This window comes from Pseudomonas sp. GW821-FHT10C09, assembly GCF_059415465.1.
In genome coordinates, this window is the sequence record NZ_JBWKNG010000010.1 from 91,875 (window position 1) to 113,663 (window position 21,789).

Annotated in this window: 17 protein-coding genes; 11 read left to right on the forward strand and 6 right to left on the reverse strand. The window is 58.4% G+C overall.

Going from position 1 to position 21,789, the window contains the following annotated elements; genetic code table 11:
• Window positions 1-130: 130 nt before the first annotated feature.
• The 3 genes from AC07N8_RS12330 to AC07N8_RS12340 all read right to left on the reverse strand — a co-directional run bounded on the left by AC07N8_RS12330 (window position 131) and on the right by AC07N8_RS12340 (window position 3,770).
• On the reverse strand, window positions 131-1,858 hold the full coding sequence (locus AC07N8_RS12330; RefSeq protein WP_483842533.1) for an ABC transporter ATP-binding protein/permease: 1,728 nt from the start codon (window positions 1,856-1,858) through the stop codon (window positions 131-133).
• Between the two features lie 96 nt (window positions 1,859-1,954).
• Entirely contained in the window at window positions 1,955-2,515 is a 561-nt protein-coding gene (locus tag AC07N8_RS12335) for a response regulator transcription factor (RefSeq protein WP_027924503.1), read from the reverse strand.
• Window positions 2,508-3,770: an ATP-binding protein gene (locus tag AC07N8_RS12340; protein ID WP_483842532.1), complete on the reverse strand. Its 1,263-nt coding sequence runs from the start codon at window positions 3,768-3,770 to the stop codon at window positions 2,508-2,510. The genes AC07N8_RS12335 and AC07N8_RS12340 overlap by 8 nt, the downstream gene beginning before the upstream one ends.
• A 364-nt stretch (window positions 3,771-4,134) precedes the next feature.
• On the opposite strand from AC07N8_RS12340, the gene AC07N8_RS12345 reads away from it, so the two are divergent.
• Entirely contained in the window at window positions 4,135-4,851 is a 717-nt protein-coding gene (locus tag AC07N8_RS12345) for an SIMPL domain-containing protein (RefSeq protein ID WP_493143782.1), read from the forward strand.
• A 213-nt stretch (window positions 4,852-5,064) separates the two neighbouring features.
• Here the strand turns inward: AC07N8_RS12345 and AC07N8_RS12350 are convergent, their stop codons facing one another.
• Entirely contained in the window at window positions 5,065-5,433 is a 369-nt protein-coding gene (locus tag AC07N8_RS12350) for a DUF6124 family protein (protein ID WP_493143784.1), read from the reverse strand.
• Between the two features lie 1,411 nt (window positions 5,434-6,844).
• On the opposite strand from AC07N8_RS12350, the gene AC07N8_RS12355 reads away from it, so the two are divergent.
• From AC07N8_RS12355 to AC07N8_RS12390, 8 genes are all read left to right on the forward strand, one after another.
• The gene (locus AC07N8_RS12355; protein WP_483842529.1) at window positions 6,845-8,470 is read left to right on the forward strand and encodes an ABC transporter substrate-binding protein; all 1,626 of its coding nucleotides are present in this window, start codon (window positions 6,845-6,847) and stop codon (window positions 8,468-8,470) included.
• Window positions 8,471-8,777: 307 nt separating this feature from the next.
• The gene (locus tag AC07N8_RS12360) at window positions 8,778-10,376 is read left to right on the forward strand and encodes an ABC transporter substrate-binding protein (RefSeq protein WP_483842528.1); all 1,599 of its coding nucleotides are present in this window, start codon (window positions 8,778-8,780) and stop codon (window positions 10,374-10,376) included.
• A gap of 169 nt (window positions 10,377-10,545) precedes the next feature.
• The gene (locus tag AC07N8_RS12365) at window positions 10,546-11,958 is read left to right on the forward strand and encodes an OprD family porin (RefSeq protein ID WP_483842527.1); all 1,413 of its coding nucleotides are present in this window, start codon (window positions 10,546-10,548) and stop codon (window positions 11,956-11,958) included.
• Window positions 11,959-12,036: 78 nt separating this feature from the next.
• Entirely contained in the window at window positions 12,037-13,632 is a 1,596-nt protein-coding gene (locus AC07N8_RS12370; RefSeq protein ID WP_483842526.1) for an ABC transporter substrate-binding protein, read from the forward strand.
• Window positions 13,633-13,706: 74 nt separating this feature from the next.
• Window positions 13,707-14,717: an ABC transporter permease subunit gene (locus tag AC07N8_RS12375; RefSeq protein WP_483842525.1), complete on the forward strand. Its 1,011-nt coding sequence runs from the start codon at window positions 13,707-13,709 to the stop codon at window positions 14,715-14,717.
• Between the two features lie 11 nt (window positions 14,718-14,728).
• Window positions 14,729-15,640, forward strand: a complete 912-nt coding sequence (locus AC07N8_RS12380; protein ID WP_483842524.1) for an ABC transporter permease subunit — start codon at window positions 14,729-14,731, stop codon at window positions 15,638-15,640.
• A gap of 10 nt (window positions 15,641-15,650) precedes the next feature.
• Window positions 15,651-16,619 (forward strand): ABC transporter ATP-binding protein, encoded by a 969-nt coding sequence (locus tag AC07N8_RS12385; RefSeq protein ID WP_483842523.1) that lies wholly within the window; start codon window positions 15,651-15,653, stop codon window positions 16,617-16,619.
• On the forward strand, window positions 16,619-17,599 hold the full coding sequence (locus tag AC07N8_RS12390) for a peptide ABC transporter ATP-binding protein (RefSeq protein ID WP_493143787.1): 981 nt from the start codon (window positions 16,619-16,621) through the stop codon (window positions 17,597-17,599). The genes AC07N8_RS12385 and AC07N8_RS12390 overlap by 1 nt, the downstream gene beginning before the upstream one ends.
• A 97-nt stretch (window positions 17,600-17,696) precedes the next feature.
• Here AC07N8_RS12390 and AC07N8_RS12395 read toward each other — a convergent pair whose 3' ends face one another.
• Both AC07N8_RS12395 and AC07N8_RS12400 read right to left on the reverse strand, forming a co-directional pair.
• Entirely contained in the window at window positions 17,697-17,951 is a 255-nt protein-coding gene (locus tag AC07N8_RS12395) for a hypothetical protein (protein WP_483842521.1), read from the reverse strand.
• A 257-nt stretch (window positions 17,952-18,208) separates the two neighbouring features.
• The gene (locus AC07N8_RS12400; protein ID WP_483842520.1) at window positions 18,209-19,792 is read right to left on the reverse strand and encodes a peptide chain release factor 3; all 1,584 of its coding nucleotides are present in this window, start codon (window positions 19,790-19,792) and stop codon (window positions 18,209-18,211) included.
• A gap of 365 nt (window positions 19,793-20,157) precedes the next feature.
• Here AC07N8_RS12400 and AC07N8_RS12405 point away from each other — a divergent pair, with 365 nt between their 5' ends.
• Both AC07N8_RS12405 and AC07N8_RS12410 read left to right on the forward strand, forming a co-directional pair.
• On the forward strand, window positions 20,158-20,874 hold the full coding sequence (locus AC07N8_RS12405) for an ABC transporter permease (RefSeq protein ID WP_483842519.1): 717 nt from the start codon (window positions 20,158-20,160) through the stop codon (window positions 20,872-20,874).
• A gap of 20 nt (window positions 20,875-20,894) precedes the next feature.
• Window positions 20,895-21,788, forward strand: a complete 894-nt coding sequence (locus AC07N8_RS12410; RefSeq protein WP_483842518.1) for a glycine betaine ABC transporter substrate-binding protein — start codon at window positions 20,895-20,897, stop codon at window positions 21,786-21,788.
• The last annotated feature ends 1 nt before the right edge of the window (window position 21,789 follow it).

Below are 21,789 nucleotides of genomic sequence, written 5' to 3' on the forward strand. Positions count from 1 at the left end.
ATCACCGTCGGGTTGAACACCGTTCCCCTTGTGGGAGCGAGCCTGCTCGCGAAGGCGTAGTGTCAGACACCTCTAGCTGAATGTCAGACCGCTTTCGCGAGCAGGCTCGCTCCCACAGGGGCGGTGGTGTTCAGGCGGTTACTGTCTGGTCCACCAAATGGCCGTTCTCGATTCGAACATGCCGTGGGTGGAAGCGCTTCAGGCTGCTGCGATGCCCGACGCTGATGATGCTCAGCCCCGGCAACTCATCGATCAACGCTTGATACAGCGAGCCTTCATCCTCTTCATCCATCGCCGAGGTGGCTTCGTCCATGTACAGCCATTGCGGTGCATACAGCAGCGCGCGGGCAAACGCCAAACGTTGCTGTTCACCCGGCGAGAGCATGCGCTGCCAGTGGTTCGCTTCGTCCAGACGTGCAACCAGATGCGGCAAACGGCAGGTTTCCAGCACGTGGACGTAGCGTTCCTGCGAATAGGTATCGCCAGGCTGTGGATAACTCAGCGCCTCGCGCAAGGTCCCAATCGGCAAATATGGCTTTTGCGGCAGGAACAGGTAGCGCGCCGACGGCAGACGGATACTGCCGTGGCCGGCTGGCCACAGATGCCCCATCGCGCGCAACAAGGTCGACTTGCCGCTGCCTGAACGGCCGCTGAGCATCACGCGATCGCCCTCTTCCACTGCCATATTGGCGTTGGTCAGCAGGTGACGACCGTCCGCCAGATCGAGGCCGAGGTTGTGGATGTTCAGTTCATCGCCCTGATTTTGTACGTCGATGGCCGGTTGGCGCTCTTCGTTGTCGGTCATGGCCTGACGGAAACTCAGCAGACGATCACAGGTGGCGCGCCATGAAGCGAGGTCCTGATACGCGCTGATGAACCAGCTGAAACTCTCTTGAACGTTGCCGAACGCCGAACTGATTTGCATCAGTTCACCGAGTTCGATCTTGCCGGCGAAGTAACGCGGCGCGGCGACCATGAACGGGAAAATGATCGCGGCCTGGCTGTAACCGGCGGTGAAGAACGTCAGGCGCTTGGACACTTTCATGATGTCCCAGAAGTTGTGCCAGACCATCCCGAAACGGCTGCTCAAGCGACGATTTTCATTCGGCTCGCCGTTGTACAACGCGATGCTTTCGGCATTCTCGCGAACCCGGACCATGGAGAAACGCAGGTCGGCTTCGAAGCGTTGTTGTTGGTTATTCAGGCCGATCAAGCGACGACCGATCAAATGCGTCAGCCAGCTACCGACCACGGCATACACCAGCACACACCAGAACATGTAGCCGGGAATGGTGAAACCGAACACTTCAATACTGCCCGACACACCCCACAAAATGATCGAGAACGACACCAGGCTGACGACGTTGCGGATCAGCCCGATGCCCAGGCTCAGGGTATTGGCCGTGAAGTTGTTGAGGTCTTCGGAAATCCGCTGGTCCGGGTTATCGGTGTAACCGCCCTGCTCCAGCTGGTAGTAATTTTTGTTGCCGAGCCAGCGGGCAAAGTGTTTCTCGGTCAGCCAGGCTCGCCAACGGATCGTCAGCATCTGCGTCAGGTAGAGCCGGTACACCGCACCGACAATCGCCACGGCGGCAATCGCGCAGAAATACAGAATCAGCTGCCAGAACGCGGCTTCATCCTTCTTCTGCAAAGCGTTGTAGAAATCCTTGTACCAGGTGTTGAACCACACCGAGATCCCGACGCTGATCAGCGACAGGGCAATCACCGCGATCAGCAGCGTCCACGCCTTGACCTTCTCTTCACTTTGCCAATAGGGCGTGATGATCGCCCAGACCTTGCGGAAGAACTGCCCGCGCACGGCATCGTTGACCGCGGAATATTCAGCGTTCTGATTCATGGATAAGGCTCGATAGAGAAAAGAACACACACGAACCGATCATAGTTGATCGGCTCGGGTTATCGCGAGGGTTGGCGATGATCGTTCAGCGCCCGTTCAGCGGCGCACCGGACGTTTCTGCAGTTTGCGCTGCAGGGTACGGCGGTGCATGCCCAGGGCGCGGGCCGTGGCCGAGATGTTGCCTTCGTGCTCGGTCAACACGCGCTGGATGTGTTCCCACTGCAAACGGTCCACCGACATCGGGTTTTCCGGCACCAGGGTGTCGAGGTCGGCGTGCTCGGACAACAGGGCTGCCAGCACATCGTCGGCGTCGGCCGGTTTGCACAGGTAATTGCAGGCGCCACGCTTGATCGCCTCGACGGCGGTGGCAATGCTCGAATAACCGGTGAGGATCACCACGCGCATTTCCGGGTCCAGCTCCAGCAGCTTGGGCAACAAGACCAACCCCGAGTCGCCGTCCATTTTCAGGTCCAGCGCGGCGTAATCCGGCAGATCGGCCTGGGCGATGGTCAGGCCTTCTTCGGCAGAGCCAGCAGTGCTGACGCGAAAACCACGGCGGGCCATGGCGCGGGCCATTACGCGGGTAAAGGTTGCATCGTCGTCGACCAACAGCAAATGCGGCAGTTCTTCGCCTTCAACCTGGATATCGTCACTCATGTTCGTCTCCTCGGGCGACACGAGGCAGGCGCAGCTCGGTGAGCGTGCCACCTTCCTCATGACTGTAGAGTTTCACTGAGCCGCCGGCGCGTGTCACGCTGGCCTTGCTCAAAAACAGGCCCAGGCCGAAACCTTTGCCCTTGGTGGTAAAAAATGGTTTGCCGATCTGTTCGGCGATGGCCAGCGGCACACCGGCACCGTGATCGCGGATGCTGATGGTCAGGTCTTCGGCGTTCCAGTCCAGCGTCACTTGCAGCCCTTCGGGGCATGCATCAGCGGCGTTATTGAGCAAATTCAGCAGCGCCTGGGTCAGGTCCGGTGGCGGCGCCATGCGCGGCACGGTGCCTTGGCCCAGACGCTGGAAGCGGTAACTGGCTTCCGGGCGCATCAGGTGCCAGCGGTTCAGCGCTTCGTCGAGCCAGTCGGTGACGTCCTGCATCTCCACCGCCAAACGCCGATTGGCCTCGGCGGCGCGCACCAGTTGCTGCAAGGTTTCTTTGCAGGCCTTGACCTGATCCTGCAGCACCTTCAGATCATCCTGCAACATCGGGTCTGGATGATCCTGCTGCATCTCTTTGAGCAACACGCTCATGGTCGCCAGCGGTGTGCCCAATTCATGCGCTGCACCGGCGGCTTGCGTCGCTACCGCCAGCAACTGCTGGTCACGCAGGCCTTCTTCACGCCGAATCGCCCGCAGCTCTTCCTGGCGACGCAGCTCTTCGGCCATGCGCGCGGCGAAAAAGGTAATCACCGCCGCCGCCAGCGCGAAGCTCAGCCACATCCCGTAGACCTGCAGGTTTTCCCGGGCAATCGGGAAGGTTTGCAGCGGATAGAAACGTGCGAGCAGCAAGGTGTACATCGTCAACGCGATACCCGACAGAATCACCGAATAACGCCATGGCAACGTCACCGCGGCGATGGTCAGCGGCACCAGGTAATAAGAGACGAACGGGTTGGTCGAGCCACCGGAGAAATACAGCAAGGCACTGTGGATAAACAGGTCGCAGGCCAGTTGCAGCGCATATTCCAGCTCGGTGACCGGCCACGTAGTGCGCAGTCGAACCGCGGTGAATGCGCACAGCAACGTCGAACAGCCGAGGGTCATTGCCAGTTGCACCCATGGCAGCGGCAGCAGGTCGAGCCAATAGGCCAACCCGACGGAACCGGCCTGAGCGGCGAGCACTAACGTGCGGATGAACGTCAGCCGCCAGAGGTTCTGGCGAGTGGCAGAAGTGATTTGAACGGGGGCGAGCATGAGCTCTCCTGATGAGCGCTCCAGGCGGATCGCACGGAGTATAACCAAGCACGGGGGCGGACAGGCAAAAGTGCGGCAAACAGCCACAGCCTGTGCACCCTGTATTTCCCTTGTGGCGAGGGGGCTTGCCCCCGTTGGACTGCGAAGCAGTCCCAAAACAGGCTACCGCGTCGTATCAGTCAAACCGAGCCAATCGATTTGCGACTGCTGCGCAGCCGAACGGGGGCAAGCCCCCTCACCACAGGGTCACCTTCCCTCTATCTGTATAGAAGTTGTAACTGTGCGAACCGGATCATTAAAGCTAGAGTCTGATGGTTTCACGCAGGCTCGGATCTCACACCTGCGCATCGCCCAAGGAGCTTTCATGCACACATTTCGCCGCAGCGCCGCCCTCCTCGCCCTGAGTGCCGGCACCCTCGCCAGCCTCCCGGCCCTGGCCGCCGACGAGCTGCATTACAACCAGATTTCCCTGCGCGCCGAAGTCAGCCAGGAAGTGGCCCGCGACCTGATGATCGTGACCCTCTACACCGAAGACCAAAACACCGACCCGGCCAAACTCGCCGCCGACGTCAGCACCACCATGAACAAAGCGCTGGCCCAGGCCAAACAGGTCAAAGACATCACCCTGCGCCAGGGCAGCCGCAACAGCTACCCGATCTACGACACCAAGGGCCAGAAAATCACCGGCTGGCGTGAACGCGCCGAACTGCGCCTGGAAAGCTCGGACTTCGCCGCCCTGTCGAAACTGACTGGCGAACTGCTCACCGACCTGAAAATGGGCGGCATGGACTTCGCCATCGCCACACCAACACGCAAGGCCAGCGAAGACGCACTGCTTAAAGAAGCCGTGACCGCCTTCAAGGCTCGCGCACAATTGGCGACCGATGCGCTGGGTGGCAAGAGCTACAAGATCGTTAACCTGAACCTGAACAGCAACGGTTATCCACAACCGTACATGCGCGGCCCGATGATGATGAAAGCCGCCTCGATGGATGCTGCACCGGTGACACCGGATGTTGAGGCTGGCACGAGTCAGGTCAGCATGACGGCGGATGGGGCGATTGAAGTGTTGATGCCTTGATTTGATAGTCCGTACATAAAGACGGCGATCACTTGGGTGATCGCCGTTTTTTGTTGCGTGCCAGAAGTCCGGGTGAACTCTTCAGGTTATGTGGTGACTGGTCCACCGCCTTCGCGAGCAGGCTCGCTCCCACAGTTGATCTCCGGTGAGCACATTATTTGCGTACGGCGCAGATCCTGTGGGGAGCCTGCTCGCGAATAACGATAACGCGGTCTACGCCGGATCGACGTTATCCAAGGCGCGGTTCACCGCCAATTCCGCCAGCATGATGATCTGCTGAATCGCCAACACCGTATTGCGCTGCGGGCCGATCAGATTAGCGGCGAAATCGCTGGTCATGACGCTGGCGGAGGCCAGTGATTCGCAGGCTTGGCCCAGCAGACTTTCGGTGTCCGTGTTCGGGGCGATCATATACATCGTGCTGGGGCGGCGCGGTTTTTCGGTGTATTGGGACGGGGGATCGAGGTAGTAGTCGAGGGCGCGTTTTATGGCTTCGCGGTCTTTGAATAATTCTTCAGCGCGCAAGGCGTCTGCGTTCGGATTGATTTTGTTGAAGTTCGATTCGGGATTGTCGTTATCCATTTGTAGCTCCTGAATTCAAATTGGAGCCATCACTTACCGTTGTGGTCGTGAGGGCCTTCGCCCTACCGATTCCAGGTTTCCACTCCTGATCGCTGACTGTGCAGCGACGGTTAAAGATAAAGACACGCCTTCCTACCCGGCAACCTGAAAAATGCGTAGGAAACCTCTGTGTTTTTTACACAAGGCTCAACACAAAAATGGGACGCGGAGCGTCTCGGGTGGCATTCCCACACGGGAGCGTGGGAATGATCAGTTGGGGGGGCATCAGAAAGAGATGTAGCGGTTGTGAGGCCGTCTTCGCGAGCAGGCTCGCTCCCACAGTTGGAATGGGTACATCTGATGTGGATTGGTCGTCTGTCAGGACGCCATCGCTGGCAAGCCAGCGCCCACAGGAAATGATGTACACCTGATAGAGATTGGTCGGCTTTCAGGCCGCCATCGCTGGCAAGCCAGGCTCCTACAATAGATTGGTGTACAGCCGTTGCTTCTCACCACTCATCAGGCCGAGCGTTAGCTCGCCTGCAGCTTTTGATCTGCCCGCCCCTTCGGGAGGCTGAGTGGAGGTGTTCATCCGGGGAGTGGCGCGCAGCGCCGTTCGACGCAGTCGAACACGCTGCATGTAGGTCGTAGCGAAGCAGACCGGAGGGCAGTGTCCCCGGATGGATACCGGAGCGAAGGAACGCCGAGCCTAAGCGAGGGGCCGGACGCTCGGGGCGAGCCTTTTTTTGCTTACTTTTTTTTGGCGTTTGAAAAAAAAGTGAGTCGCCGTAAGGGCGAAACCCTAAGTGGCCGTAACCGCAGGAATGGATATGTACACCAAGGAAGAGATTGGTCGGCTATCAGGCCGCCACCGACAAAAGGCGCTACCAATAAATAGCCACGGTTGCACCCGGTACCACCCATAAACACTCAGCCCACGACCGTGCGCCAACCGTCGCCACAAATGTACTGATTAGATCAACAACCAAGATGTCCACTGACAAACACCTGCCAGTCAAACTGCACCCACCGCCACAACAAACCCGTTAAACAACAAATACCTACCACACGCCCACAAACTCAACAGCAACCCACCCCGGCGCAAAACATTCTCAATCCCAAACAGTCCCCCACCCAACACATTCAGCCCGCAAAGCGTGGGTATAAATAAGTAACACCACGCTCCAACCGGGTGCGCAATCCCCGCCAAATGCCCCGCACCGGTGCGCCGGTTGCACCGAAAAAAACCCGCGCAAACGGTCAAATGCGCGTGAATTTATACAAATGCGACATTAAGGTACGTACGTGCCACTGTTTAACGCCTGTGGTCGCTCTGCATCTTGCATTGGGTACGGCCCCTGCATAAGTATCCGCAGGTCGACTCACGAGGTCGTCCTCTAATTCCAAAAATGACAACAATCATGAGGCCACCATGCTTAAAAACGCGGTCATTCCGTTTTTAGTCGGCGCCAGCTTGTTAGCTAGCGCCCCCTTCGCCCAAGCCGCGACTAACCTGGTGTTCTGCTCCGAAGGGAGCCCCGCCGGTTTCGATCCGGGTCAATACACCACCGGAACCGACTTCGACGCCTCTGCAGAAACCATGTTCAACCGCCTGACCCAGTTCGAGCGCGGCGGCACCGCCGTGATTCCTGGCCTGGCGACCAGCTGGGACATTTCCCCGGACGGCCTGACGTATACCTTCCACCTGCGCGACGGCGTCAAGTTCCACACCACCCCGTACTTCAAGCCGACTCGTGAGTTCAACGCCGACGACGTACTGTTCACCTTCAATCGCATGATTAACAAGGATGACCCGTTCCGTAAGGCTTACCCGACTGAATTCCCGTACTTCACCGACATGGGGATGGACACCAACATCACCAAGATCGACAAAGTCGACGACAAAACCGTCAAGTTCACTTTGAAAGAAGTGGATGCCGCGTTCATCCAGAACATGGCGATGAGCTTCGCCTCGGTGCAGTCCGCCGAATACGCAGCCCAGTTGCTGAAAGAAGGCAAAGCGGCGGACATCAACCAGAAGCCAATCGGCACTGGTCCGTTCGTGTTCAAGAGCTACCAGAAAGACTCCAACATCCGCTACACCGGGAACAAGGACTACTGGAAGCCTGACGACGTCAAGATCGACAACCTGATCTTCGCCATCACTACCGACCCGTCGGTACGTATTCAGAAGCTGAAGAAGAACGAGTGCCAGATCACTCTGTTCCCTCGTCCAGCCGATCTGAAGGCGCTGCAAGAAGACAAGACCCTGAAAGTGCCTAACCAGGCTGGTTTCAACCTGGGTTACATCGCCTACAACGTGATGGACAAGGTAAAGGGTAGCAACGAGGCAAACCCGTTGGCCCAGCTGAAAGTGCGTCAGGCACTGGACATGGCCGTCAACAAGCAGCAGATCATCGACTCGGTTTACCAAGGTGCGGGCCAATTGGCCGTTAACGCCATGCCGCCGACTCAATGGTCCTACGACACCACCATCAAAGATGCCAAGTACGATCCTGAGAAAGCCAAAGAGCTGCTCAAGGAAGCTGGCGTCAAGGAAGGCACCGAGATCGTTCTGTGGGCGATGCCGGTACAGCGTCCGTACAATCCGAACGCCAAGCTGATGGCTGAAATGCTGCAGTCCGACTGGAAGAAAATCGGTCTGAACGTGAAAATCACCAGCTACGAATGGGGTGAGTACATCAAGCGTTCCAAAGGCGGCGAGAACCAGGCCATGCTGATTGGCTGGAGCGGCGACAATGGTGATCCGGACAACTGGCTGAACGTGCTGTTCGGCTGCGACTCGCTGCAAGGCAACAACTTCTCCAAGTGGTGCGACAAGAAGTTCGACGGCATCGTCAAAGAAGCCAAGCGCACAACCGACCAGGCCAAGCGCACCGAACTGTACAAACAGGCGCAACACGTCCTCAAAGATGCAGTTCCAATGACACCTATCGCTCACTCGACGGTGTTCCAACCAATGCGCGACAACGTGCAGGACTTCAAGATCAGCCCGTTTGGCTTGAACTCCTTCTACGGCGTCAGCGTCAGCAAATAAGGTTTTGCAACGGCGACGTTTTTGACGTCGCCGTTGCTTTATCTGCCGAGAAAGTAGGAAAACTCTTACATCCGTTTCCTCCGTGTACTACGGCGGTGGAGTCGGACGCGTTGCCATTTCCTACGAGTCTTTAGGACTCTACGCATTTACTGCCAGATCCACGGGTCATACCGTCGGGTTCTGACCAGCTCATGCGTGGGCTCTCGGTTATTGCTGAAAAGCATGGTTTGAAGTCAATGATCCTCCACGTCCCAGGACGGGACGGCGGCTCATTGTCAAAACACTCGTGATTACAAGAGGGAGCGTCATGCGCCATTCCTTGGTTTTATCCGCATTACTGGGCACCGGCCTGTTGGCCGCCACATCAATCCAGGCCGCCAATAACAGCCTGGTGTTCTGCTCTGAAGGCAGCCCCGCCGGTTTCGACACGGCGCAGTACACCACTGCGACCGATAACGACGCCGCCGAGCCGCTGTACAACCGTTTGGCAGAGTTTGAAAAAGGCGCGACCAATGTCGTACCGGGCCTGGCCACCAGTTGGGATATTTCCGAAGACGGCCTCAAGTACACCTTTCACCTGCGCGAAGGGGTGAAGTTTCACACCACGCCTTTCTTCACGCCGACCCGCGACTTCAATGCCGATGACGTGCTGTTCACGTTTAATCGCATGCTCGATCCGCAACACCCTTTCCGTAAGGCTTATCCGACCGAGTTCCCGTATTTCAACGGGATGAGCCTGAACAAGAACATCGCCAAGGTCGAAAAGACCGGGCCGCTGACCGTGGTCATGACGCTCAACAGCGTCGACGCCGCGTTCATCCAGAACATCGCCATGAGCTTCGCCGCCATTCTGTCCGCCGAGTACGCCGACAAGCTGCTGGCAGGCGGGAAGCCGAGTGACATCAATCAGAAGCCGATCGGCACAGGCCCGTTTGTCTTCAAGAGTTACCAGAAAGACTCCAACATCCGTTACATCGGCAACAAGCAGTACTGGGACCCGAGCCGGGTCAAGCTCGACAACCTGATTTTCGCCATCAACACCGACGCTTCGGTGCGCGTGCAGAAACTCAAGGCCAACGAGTGCCAGATTACCCTGCATCCACGCCCTGCCGATGTGACCGCGCTGAAGAACGACGAAAAACTCAAGCTCATCGAGAAGCCTGGCTTCAACCTCGGCTACATCGCCTACAACGTTCGGCACAAGCCTTTCGACCAGCTCGAAGTGCGCCAGGCGCTGGACATGGCGGTGAACAAGCAAAGCATTCTCAACGCCGTCTACCAGGGTGCCGGGCAGTTGGCCGTCAACGCCATGCCGCCGACCCAATGGTCGTACGACGAAACGATCAAAGACGCCGCCTACAACCCGGAAAAAGCCAGGGAACTGCTCAAGGCTGCCGGCGTGAAGGAAGGCACCGAAATCACCCTGTGGGCGATGCCCGTTCAGCGCCCTTACAACCCGAACGCCAAGTTGATGGCCGAGATGCTCCAGGCTGACTGGGCGAAAATCGGCCTCAAAGTGAAGATCGTCAGCTATGAATGGGGCGAGTACATCAAGCGCACCAAGAATGGCGAGCACGACATCAGCCTGATCGGCTGGACCGGGGACAATGGAGACCCGGACAACTGGCTCGGCACGCTTTACAGCTGCGACGCCATTGGCGGCAACAACTACTCCATGTGGTGTGATCCGGCTTACGACAAGCTGGTCAAGCAGGCCAAGGTCGTCACTGACCAGGGCCAACGCACCGTGCTGTACAAACAGGCGCAGCAGTACCTCAAACAGCAGGTGCCGATCACGCCAGTCGCCCACTCGACGGTTAACCAGCCGTTAAGCGCCAAAGTCGAAGGGTTCAAAGTCAGCCCCTTCGGCCGCAACGTGTTCTCGGGCGTCAGTATCGACCAATAACCGATTAGCCAGAACGCTGGGGGCGTATTACGCCCTCACGCAAGCGTATTGCCGTAATTCGCCAATCCGGCCTGCAGCAAACGTTTGCGATGCCTTGTATGAGTTCTAAACCAATAGCCGGATCACCAATAAGACCGGCATTAAAAAAAGAAAGTAAGGAGCTTCACCCATGAAACTGAGCAGCACCGCGTTATTGGCCTTGGCCATCAGCAGCGTTACCGCCTCGGCGTACGCAGAAACCCAGAGCCAGGAATTCACCCCGGTGACGGTCAACACCAAAAGTGCACAAGCTGATGCAACTGGCTTCGTCGAAGGTCAATCGGTCTCCGGCACTACGCGCAACTGGTACGCCAACGAACAACTGAAACGTGGCGGCAAGTTCACTTACCGCAAAGACGGTGTAGCCACCCCGACTGATCGTCGTATCAACTGGGTTCAAGGCACCATCGTCAAGTACAACTCCGGTTTCACCGAAGGCACTGTAGGTTTCAGCACCGAAGTGGCCGCCTACAACGCTGTTGCGTTGGAGCGTGATCGCGAGAACCTGGCCTCCAATAACGGCGGCGCACCGGGCTCCCGTCCAGGCGCGGGCAACAACCGTACCCTGACCAAAGAAGGCGGCGACGCTCAAGGTCAGTGGAGCAAGGTAGGCCTGGCCAACGTCAAGGCGCGCATCTCCAACACCACCCTGACCGCCGGCCGCATGAACTTCAGCAGCCCGCAGGTCGATGTGATCGGTAACCGTGCCCTGCCTTCGAGCTTCGAAGGTGTGGCGATCCACAGCGAAGAACTTAACAACCTGGCATTCGACCTGGGGACCTTTGACCGCGTTTCGCCGCGTACCGAAGAAAGCCTGAGCAAGTTCCGCTCCGAATACCAAAACATTACTGCTGAAACCGATCACGTTAATACGGCAGGCCTCACCTATACCCCTTTCGCCAGCCTGACCACCAGCCTGTGGGCGACCCAGGCCGAAGACTTCTGGAACCAGTACTACTTCGGCGCCAGCCACGTGTTGGGTGACAGTTCGGTACTGAGCCTGACCACCGGCCTGAACTACTACAAGACCGTCGACGAAGGTAAAAGACTGCTGGGCGAAATCGACAACCAGGCCGGCTCCCTGTCGTTCGGCCTGACTCACCAGGCTCACAGCCTGACCTTCTCGTACCAGGAAATTAACGGTAACGAGTACTTCGACTACCTGCACGAAACCAACGGCATCTACCTGGCCAACTCCCTGCTGTCGGACTTCAACGGCCCGAACGAGAAATCCTTCCAGATCGCCTACGGCCTGAACATGGCTGAATACGGCGTGCCAGGCCTGAAATTCAACATCTACCAGGCTCGCGGCTGGGGCATCGACGGTACTCACTACACCGGTACCGCCTATGACGTGAAAAACATGGACGGCGAGACCCACTACGAATACGGCATCGGTTCGACGTACGCCATTCAGAGCGGCCCACTCAAGGCCACCACTGTTCGCGCGACCTACACCGCTCACCGCGCCAGTGAAAACCAGGGTGATGGCAGCATCAACGAGTTCCGTCTCGTGACCACCATTCCTTTCAACATCCTGTAATGCACCTGCCCAACGGCTGATTCAGTGACGAATCAGCCGTTGGACATTAGTCCTTTAACTGATTGCAGAGGGTTCTTGATGAAAATGCTTCCCCTACGTGCGGCCATCGCTGCCGCGTTGCTGAGTGTTGCTGTTGGCGTCGCTGCCAAACCCCTGGTGGTCTGCACCGAAGCCAGTCCGGAAGGCTTCGATATGGTCCAGTACACGACTGCAGTCACAGCCGACGCCGTGGCTGAAACCATCTTCAACCGTCTGGCGGACTTCAAGCCGGGCACCACTGAAGTGATTCCGGCACTGGCCGATTCCTGGGACATCAGCGAAGACGGTCTGAGCTACACGTTCCACCTGCGCAAAGGCGTCAAGTTTCACACCACCGATTACTTCAAGCCGACGCGCGACATGAACGCCGACGATGTGGTCTGGAGCTTCCAGCGTCAGCTGGACCCGAACCACCCATGGCACAAACTGTCGAGCGTGGGTTTCCCGTACTTTGAAAGCATGGGCTTCAAGGAACTGCTGAAAAGCGTCGAGAAAGTCGACGACAACACGGTCAAGTTCACCCTGACCCGTCGTGAAGCGCCGTTCCTGGCCGACATCGCCATGGCCTTCTCCTCGATCTACTCGGCCGAATACGCCGACCAGTTGCTCAAGGCGAACAAGGCCGGCGACCTGAACAACAAGCCGATCGGCACCGGCCCGTTCGTGTTCCAGCGTTACAACAAGGACGCTCAGGTTCGCTTCAAGGCCAACCCGGACTACTTCCGTGGCAAGCCACCGGCTGACGCGTTGATCCTGGCGATTGCCACCGACAACAACGTGCGTCTGCAAAAGCTCAAGGCCAACGAGTGCCAGATCGCGCTGTATCCGAAACCGGATGACATCCCGAGCATCAAGAAAGACACCAACCTGAAGGTTGATGAGCTGAACGCGATGACCGTTTCCTACATCGCGATGAACACCTCGCACAAATACATGAGCGATGTGCGCGTGCGCAAAGCCATCGACATCGCGTTCGACAAGGCGGCCTATGTCAACGCGCTGTTCGGCAAAGGCAATGCGACGGTGGCGGTCAACCCGTACCCGGACACCCTGCTGGGCTACAACCACAAGCTGACCAACCCGCCGCGTGACCTGGACAAGGCCCGCGCCTTGCTCAAGGAAGCAGGCGTACCGGAAGGCACAACGTTTACACTGTTCACCCGTAACGGCGGCGGGCCGACCAACCCGAACCCGATGCTGGGCGCGCAGATGATGCAGGCTGACCTGGCCAAGGTCGGCATCAAGATCGATATTCGCGTCATGGAATGGGGCGAAATGCTCAAACGTGCGAAAAACGGCGAGCACGACATGGTTTCCGCCGGATGGGCGGGTGATAACGGCGATCCGGATAACTTCCTGACGCCTATGCTGAGTTGCGAAGCAGCCAAGAACGGCGAAAACTACGCGCGCTGGTGCAACGAGAAATTCCAGACGCTGATCGACGAAGCCCGAGCTAAAGTGAACCCGACGGAACGTGCAGCGCTCTACGAGCAAGCCCAGGAGGTTTTCAATCAGGACCAGCCATGGATCAGCATGGCGCACACCCGGATGTTTACTGCAATGCGCAACAACGTAGAGGGCTATCACATTAGCCCGCTTACCACGAATAACTTCGCCACCACCCAGGTGAAGTAAATAAGAAAACTCCCGGTGTCCCTGACTCCAGGGACACCAGGCACGCCTAACCGGCTGATGAGGTACACCACAAGATGTTTAGTTTTATTGCCCGCCGATTGGGGTTATTGATCCCCACGTTCTTCGGCATCACCTTGCTGACTTTCGCGTTGATTCGCATGATTCCAGGCGACCCCGTGGAAGTAATGATGGGCGAACGTCGAGTCGACCCCGAAATGCATGCTCAGGCAATGGAACGCCTTGGTCTGAACAAACCGCTGTATGCCCAATACCTGGACTACGTCGGCAAACTGGCTCACGGCGACCTCGGCGAATCGCTGCGTACCCGTGAAAGCGTGTGGAGCGAATTCAAGTCCCTGTTCCCCGCCACCTTCGAGCTGTCCATGGCCGCCCTGCTGTTCGCTGGCGTCCTGGGACTGCTGGCCGGGGTGATTGCGGCACTCAAGCGAGGGTCCCTGTTCGACCATGGGGTAATGGGCATCTCCCTTGCGGGATATTCGATGCCGATCTTCTGGTGGGGCCTGATTCTGATCATGTTCTTCTCGGTGACCCTGGGATGGACGCCGGTATCGGGGCAAAACGACCTGCTTATCGATATCGAGCGCCCAACAGGTTTCATGCTGATCGATACCTGGCTCAGCGATGAACCCGGCGCCCTGCTCGACTACCTGCACCACCTGATTCTCCCCGCAATCGTATTGGGCACCATTCCGCTGGCGGTGATTGCACGGATGACCCGCTCTTCAATGCTCGAAGTGCTGCGTGAAGACTACATCCGCACCGCCCGCGCCAAAGGCCTGTCGCCAGCACGCGTGGTATTCGTCCACGGCCTGCGCAACGCCCTGATCCCGGTGCTGACCGTGGTCGGCCTGCAAGTCGGCACCCTGTTGGCCGGTGCGGTCCTGACCGAAACCATCTTCTCCTGGCCAGGCATCGGCAAATGGCTGATCGAAGCCATTGGCGCGCGGGATTATCCCGTGGTGCAGAACGGCATCCTGCTAATTGCCTGCATTGTGATTCTGGTCAACTTCATCGTGGACATCCTCTACGGCTTTGCCAACCCACGCATTCGTCACCAGCGCTGAGATCAAGACTAATGAGCACTCCAACCCCCTCAGTAGCAGTCGATCAAAGCCTGCTTTATCCATCGCCGTACAAAGAGTTCTGGCAAGCGTTCTCGAAGAACAAAGGGGCTGTCGCCGGCCTGCTGTTCATGATCCTCGTGGTGTTCTGCGCACTGTTCGCGCCATGGGTTGCCCCGCACAACCCGAGCGAACAATTTCGCGAGTTCCTGCTGACACCGCCGGCCTGGCTGGAAGGTGGGCAGATTCAGTTCCTGTTCGGCACCGATGAGCTGGGGCGTGACCTGCTGTCACGGCTGATCACCGGCTCACGCCTGTCGCTGCTGATCGGTCTGTCGTCGGTGGTCATGTCGCTGATCCCCGGCATCCTGCTGGGTCTGTTCGCCGGTTTCTTCCCGCGCCTGCTCGGCCCGACCATCATGCGTCTCATGGACATCATGCTGGCCCTGCCGTCCCTGCTGCTGGCCGTGGCGATTGTCGCCATCCTCGGCCCTGGCCTGATCAACACCATCATCGCCATCGCCGTGGTTTCGTTGCCGTCCTATGTTCGTCTGACCCGCGCCGCGGTGATGGGCGAGCTGAACCGCGACTACGTGACCGCCGCACGCCTGGCCGGTGCCGGCCTGCCACGCCTGATGTTCGTCACTGTGCTGCCCAACTGCATGGCGCCACTGATCGTTCAGGCGACCTTGAGCTTCTCCTCGGCGATTCTCGATGCCGCGGCACTGGGCTTCCTCGGCCTTGGCGTACAACCGCCAACCCCTGAGTGGGGCACCATGCTGGCTTCGGCTCGCGACTACATCGAACGCGCCTGGTGGGTAGTCAGTCTGCCAGGTTTGACCATTTTGCTCAGCGTGCTGGCAATCAACTTGATGGGCGACGGCCTGCGCGATGCGCTGGACCCGAAACTCAAGAACGCCGCCTGAGGAGATTCAAATGTCACTGTTAGAAATCAAGAATCTCAGCGTTCGTTTCGGCGACGCCAATGCTGTTCCGGTGGTCGACGGCCTCGACATTTCCGTGGACAAGGGCGAAGTTCTGGCCATCGTTGGCGAGTCGGGTTCGGGTAAATCCGTGACCATGATGGCGCTGATGGGCCTGATCGAGCACCCGGGAATCGTTACCGCCGACGCGCTGAATTTCGACGGTACGAACATGCTCAAACTCAGCAACCGTCAACGTCGGAAGATCGTCGGCAAAGACCTGGCCATGGTCTTCCAGGACCCCATGACCGCGCTGAACCCGAGCTACACCGTCGGTTTCCAGATCGAAGAAGTGCTACGCCTGCACCTGAAAATGTCCGGCAAACAAGCGCGCAAGCGCGCCATCGAGCTGCTGGAAAAAGTAGAAATCCCGGGCGCCGCGAGCCGTATGGACGCCTACCCGCACCAACTGTCCGGCGGTATGAGCCAGCGTGTTGCGATCGCCATGGCGATTGCCGGCGAACCGAAACTGCTGATCGCTGACGAACCGACCACGGCACTGGACGTAACGATTCAGGCGCAGATCATGGACCTGCTGCTGGCGTTGCAGAAAGAGCAGAACATGGGCCTGGTGCTGATCACTCACGACCTAGCGGTCGTGGCTGAAACCGCCCAGCGCGTGTGCGTGATGTACGCCGGCCAAGCGGTTGAAGTCGGTCAGGTGCCACAGCTGTTCGACATTCCGGCGCACCCGTACAGCGAAGCACTGCTCAAGGCAATTCCGGAACACAGCCTGGGCGCCACACGCCTGTCGACACTGCCGGGCATCGTTCCCGGTCGTTATGACCGTCCGCAGGGTTGCCTGCTGTCGCCGCGTTGCCCGTACGTGCAGGAAACCTGCCGTCAGCAACGTCCTGCCCTGGACCCGAAAAGCAACAGCCTCGCCCGCTGCTTCTACCCGCTTAATCAGGAGGTGGCGTAATGGCCGTCGTACTTACCGCCCGCGACCTGACCCGTCACTACGAAGTGTCCCGCGGCCTGTTCAAGGGCCATGCGACCGTACGCGCCCTCAATGGCGTGTCGTTCGAACTGGAAGCCGGCAAGACCCTCGCGGTCGTCGGTGAATCGGGTTGCGGCAAATCCACCCTGGCCCGTGCGTTGACCCTGATCGAAGAGCCGTCCTCCGGTTCCTTGAAAATCGCCGGTCAGGAAGTCGCCGGTGCCGACAAGGCCCAGCGCAAGCAACTGCGCAAAGACGTGCAGATGGTGTTCCAGAGCCCGTACGCGTCGCTCAACCCACGGCAAAAGGTCGGTGACCAGCTCGCCGAACCCCTGCTGATCAACACCAACCTGAGTGCGTCCGAACGTCGCGAGAAAGTGCAGGCGATGATGAAGCAGGTGGGCTTGCGTCCCGAGCACTACCAGCGTTATCCGCACATGTTCTCCGGCGGTCAGCGCCAGCGGATCGCTTTGGCCAGGGCAATGATGCTGCAGCCTAAAGTGCTGGTAGCGGACGAACCGACCTCGGCGCTGGACGTGTCGATTCAGGCACAGGTGCTGAACCTGTTCATGGATTTGCAGCAAGAGTTCAACACCGCTTACGTGTTCATCTCCCACAACCTGGCAGTGGTACAACACGTTGCCGATGACGTGATGGTGATGTACCTCGGTCGCCCGGTGGAAATGGGTCCGAAGAACGACATCTACGAGCGTCCGCTGCACCCTTACACCCAGGCGCTGTTGTCGGCGACACCGACCATTCACCCGGACCCGAACAAGCCGAAAATCAAGATCGTCGGCGAATTGCCCAACCCGTTGAACCCGCCGTCGGGTTGCGCTTTCCACAAGCGCTGCCCGTACGCCACCGAGCGTTGCAGCACCGAAGAGCCAGCCTTGCGCCCTCTCGATAACCGCCAGGTGGCTTGCCACTACGCCGAGCAATTCCTCGACGGCGCGGCATAAAAATGTGGGAGCAGATTTGCTCCCACAGCAATACCGGACCTCTTCTACATCGACTGCGCATCAGTTGGAGTAGAAGGGGTTTTCTTTTGCCTGCCGATCAAGACTGGCTGTCACCTTCATCGTCGTCGGTGTCGGGTTCTTCAGTGGTCGAATCGTCATCATCCTTGCTGCCGCCCTGATCCTGGTCCCCAGGTTCGGATTCGGATTTGGCGATCATCATTCCGGCATGTACAACTTGCCCGCTCGACACCTGCTCGCCATGCTCAGGGCATTCCGCCCACGCCGCCGACATGCCCACGGACAACATCACTAAAACCTTAAGCAACAGCACAATGCGTTGAAAAATGCTCATAGCCGAATCCATCCTTTTTGGGTGACGCTTGGGTGCCTGACTGGCACTGAATGAAATCTAGTTCCGATCAGCGTGGTTCACCAGATAGGACGCTAACGATGGGCTGGAAATGCCCGTGATCGGCAGATTGGTTTTGAATAAGGGTTATGGCGAACAGTTATTTCAAGTCATGGAACGCTCCCACAAGGGGAACTACCTCAGGCAATAAAAAACCCCGCAGCTTTCGCAACGGGGTTTTTGGTGTTTCGACTCAGCGCTTAGTGATGCTCACGCGTCGCACGGAATTTCACGTCCGGCCAGCGCTCTTCCATCAATGCCAGGTTGACCCGGGTCGGGGCCAGGTAGGTCAGGTGGCCACCGCCGTCGATCGCGAGGTTTTCCACGGCCTTGTTGGAGAATTCCTCCAGCTTCTTCTTGTCGCTGCAATCGATCCAGCGTGCGGAATAAACGGTGATCGGCTCGTAGGAGCACTCAACCTTGTATTCCTCTTTCAAGCGGCTGGCGACCACATCGAACTGCAGCACACCGACGGCGCCGAGGATGATGTCGTTGCTGCGCTCGGGGAAGAACACCTGGGTCGCGCCCTCTTCCGCCAATTGCTGCAGGCCTTGACGCAGCTGCTTGGATTTCAGCGGATCACGCAGGCGCACGCGACGGAACAGTTCCGGGGCGAAGTGCGGGATACCGGTGAAGCCCAGGACTTCGCCTTCGGTGAAGGTGTCGCCGATCTGGATGGTGCCGTGGTTGTGCAAACCGATGATGTCGCCGGCAAACGCTTCTTCCAGCTGCTCACGCTCGGAGGAGAAGAACGTCAGCGCATCGCCGATCCGTACGTCCTTGCCGGTGCGCACGTGGCGCATCTTCATGCCTTTTTCGTACTTGCCGGAGCAGATACGCATGAAGGCGATGCGGTCGCGGTGCTTCGGGTCCATGTTCGCCTGGATCTTGAACACGAAACCGGCGAATTTCTCTTCAACCGGCTCGACGGTGCGCTCGTTGGCCACACGGGCCAGCGGTTTCGGCGCCCAGTTGACCACGGCATCGAGCACGTGATCGACACCGAAGTTACCCAATGCAGTACCAAAGAACACCGGCGTCAGTTGGCCGTCGAGGAACTCCTGCTGATTGAACTCGTGGCAGGCACCCTGCACCAGTTCCAGCTGATCGACGAAGCGATCGTACTCGTCGCCCAAATGCGCGCGGGCTTCATCGGAATCGAGCTTCTCGATGATTTTCACATCGGTACGTTCGTGGCCGTGACCGGCGGTGTACACGATGATGTAGTCGTCGGCGAGGTGGTACACGCCCTTGAAGTCGCGGTAGCAACCGATCGGCCAGGTGATCGGCGCAGCCTTGATCTTCAGGACCGCTTCGATCTCGTCGAGCAGTTCAATCGGGTCGCGGATGTCACGGTCGAGTTTGTTGATGAAGCTGACAATCGGCGTATCACGCAGACGGCAAACGTCCATCAGCGCGATGGTCCGTGGCTCTACACCCTTACCGCCGTCAAGAACCATCAACGCCGAGTCCACCGCAGTCAGGGTGCGGTAGGTGTCTTCGGAGAAGTCTTCGTGGCCCGGTGTGTCGAGCAGGTTGATCATGTGGTCGCGATACGGGAACTGCATGACCGACGTGGTAATGGAAATACCACGCTGCTTTTCCATTTCCATCCAGTCGGAGGTGGCATGGCGGTCGGACTTGCGAGACTTCACCGTGCCCGCAATCGCAATCGCCTTGCCCATCAGCAAAAGCTTCTCGGTGATGGTGGTTTTACCGGCATCGGGGTGGGAAATAATGGCGAAAGTGCGGCGTTTCGCGACTTCGGCGGCCTGTTTGGTCATGGGAAATCGCCTGGCAGGTGATTCAAAAAAGGGCGGCGAGTATAGCGCAAACCGAGCCTTACGGACCACCGCTCGCCCTGTCGCCAACGGCGATTGACCGACCCGAGGGGACATCAAGGGTGGCTAAATGCTGTTAATTATGGAACCTTTTAAAAGGTGCAGACGTCCACTCCCCTGTTACAGCACTCGTACCAGGGGCTGAAAAATCAGCAAGTTGGCCTGACGAGGCTGCGCTTATGGCTCGATTCATGTCCCTTTGCGGACATAGAACGCGCTGCTTCTCGCGAACGTTATTTCCCGGCAGCCAGGAATGGCATTGCCACTCGGGACTGCGTTCGCCGACAAAAGAAAAAAGGAGTCCGCCTGTGGCTATTCGCTATGGCAAAGGGCTGATAGGAGGAGCGGTTGTCGTCGCCCTTCTGGCCCTGCTGGTCCATTGGATTGGCATCAACACGATCGAACATTACCGCGACGATTTGTTGTTTTACCTGCAAGCTCATCTGATTCTCGTCCTTGTTTCCATGCTGGCCGCCCTTGTTGTGGGCATTCCCGCCGGTATCTTCCTCAGCCGTCCGTCCATGGTGGACCGAGCTGAGCGCTTCATGCAGCTCTTCAACATCGGCAACACCGTGCCGCCTCTCGCCGTACTGGCCATCGCCCTGGGGATTCTGGGCATTGGCAGCGGTCCCGCGATCTTCGCCCTGTTCCTCGCCTCGCTGTTGCCGATCGTGCGCAACACCTATGAAGGCCTGAAAAACGTTCAGGGTTCACTGAAAGAAGCCGCTGTCGGCATCGGCATGACCCCGACCCAAGTGCTGTGGCGAGTCGAACTACCGAACGCGGTACCGATCATCATCGGTGGCGTGCGCGTGGCGCTGGCGATCAACGTTGGCACTGCACCGCTGGCGTTCCTGATCGGCGCCAACAGTCTGGGCAGCCTGATTTTCCCTGGCATCGCCCTGAACAATCAGCCGCAATTGCTGCTCGGCGCGGCCTGCACCGCCCTGCTGGCCTTGCTGCTCGACGGTCTGGTGACACTCGCCAGCCGCCTCTGGCTCGAACGCGGCTTGCGCCCGTCTTAAGCCTCGGCAAAGGAATCTTTATGAAGACATTTAGCTTTTTACTAGGCTGCGCCCTGCTGTTCGCAGGATTTGCCCAAGCCGCTGAAAAACCGGTCATCCGCATCGGCGCGCGGGTGTTCACCGAACAAACCCTGCTGGCGGAAATCACCTCCCAATACCTGCGCACCAAGGGTTACGACACTCAGGTGACCGGCGGACTGGGCAGCAACCTGGCTCGCAGCGCCCACGAAAGTGGCCAGCTGGATCTGATGTGGGAATACACCGGCGTGTCGCTGGTGGCTTACAACCACATCACGGAAAAACTCGACAGCGCCCAGTCCTACGCCAAGGTGAAAGAACTCGACGCGAAAAAAGGCCTCGTCTGGCTGACCCCGTCGAAGTTCAGCAACACCTACGCCCTGGCCCTGCCGGAAAAAACCGCGAAGGCCTATCCACAGATCAACACCATCAGCGAGCTGAACACGGTGTTGCAGGCTGAGCAGAAACAGAATCACCTGGTCGCGCTGGACACCGAGTTCGCCAACCGTTCCGACGGTCTGAACGGCATGGTCGACCTCTACGGCATGAACCTGACGCGCAAAAACATCCGGCAAATGGATGCTGGCTTGGTCTACACCGCCCTGCGCAACGGCCAGGTATTTGCCGGTCTGGTCTACACCACTGACGGTCGATTGAACGCCTTCAAGCTGAAACTGCTCGAAGACGACAAGCACTACTTTCCCGACTACACCGCCGCGCCAGTGGTGCGTCAGGTTTACCTCGACGCCCATCCGAAACTCGCCGAAGAACTCAAGCCGCTGGCCGAACTGTTCGACGACGAAACCATGCGCCAGCTCAACGCGCGGGTCGATGTCGATCACCAAAGCCCGTCATCCGTTGCCGCCGATTTCCTGCGCCAACATCCCATTAAATAAG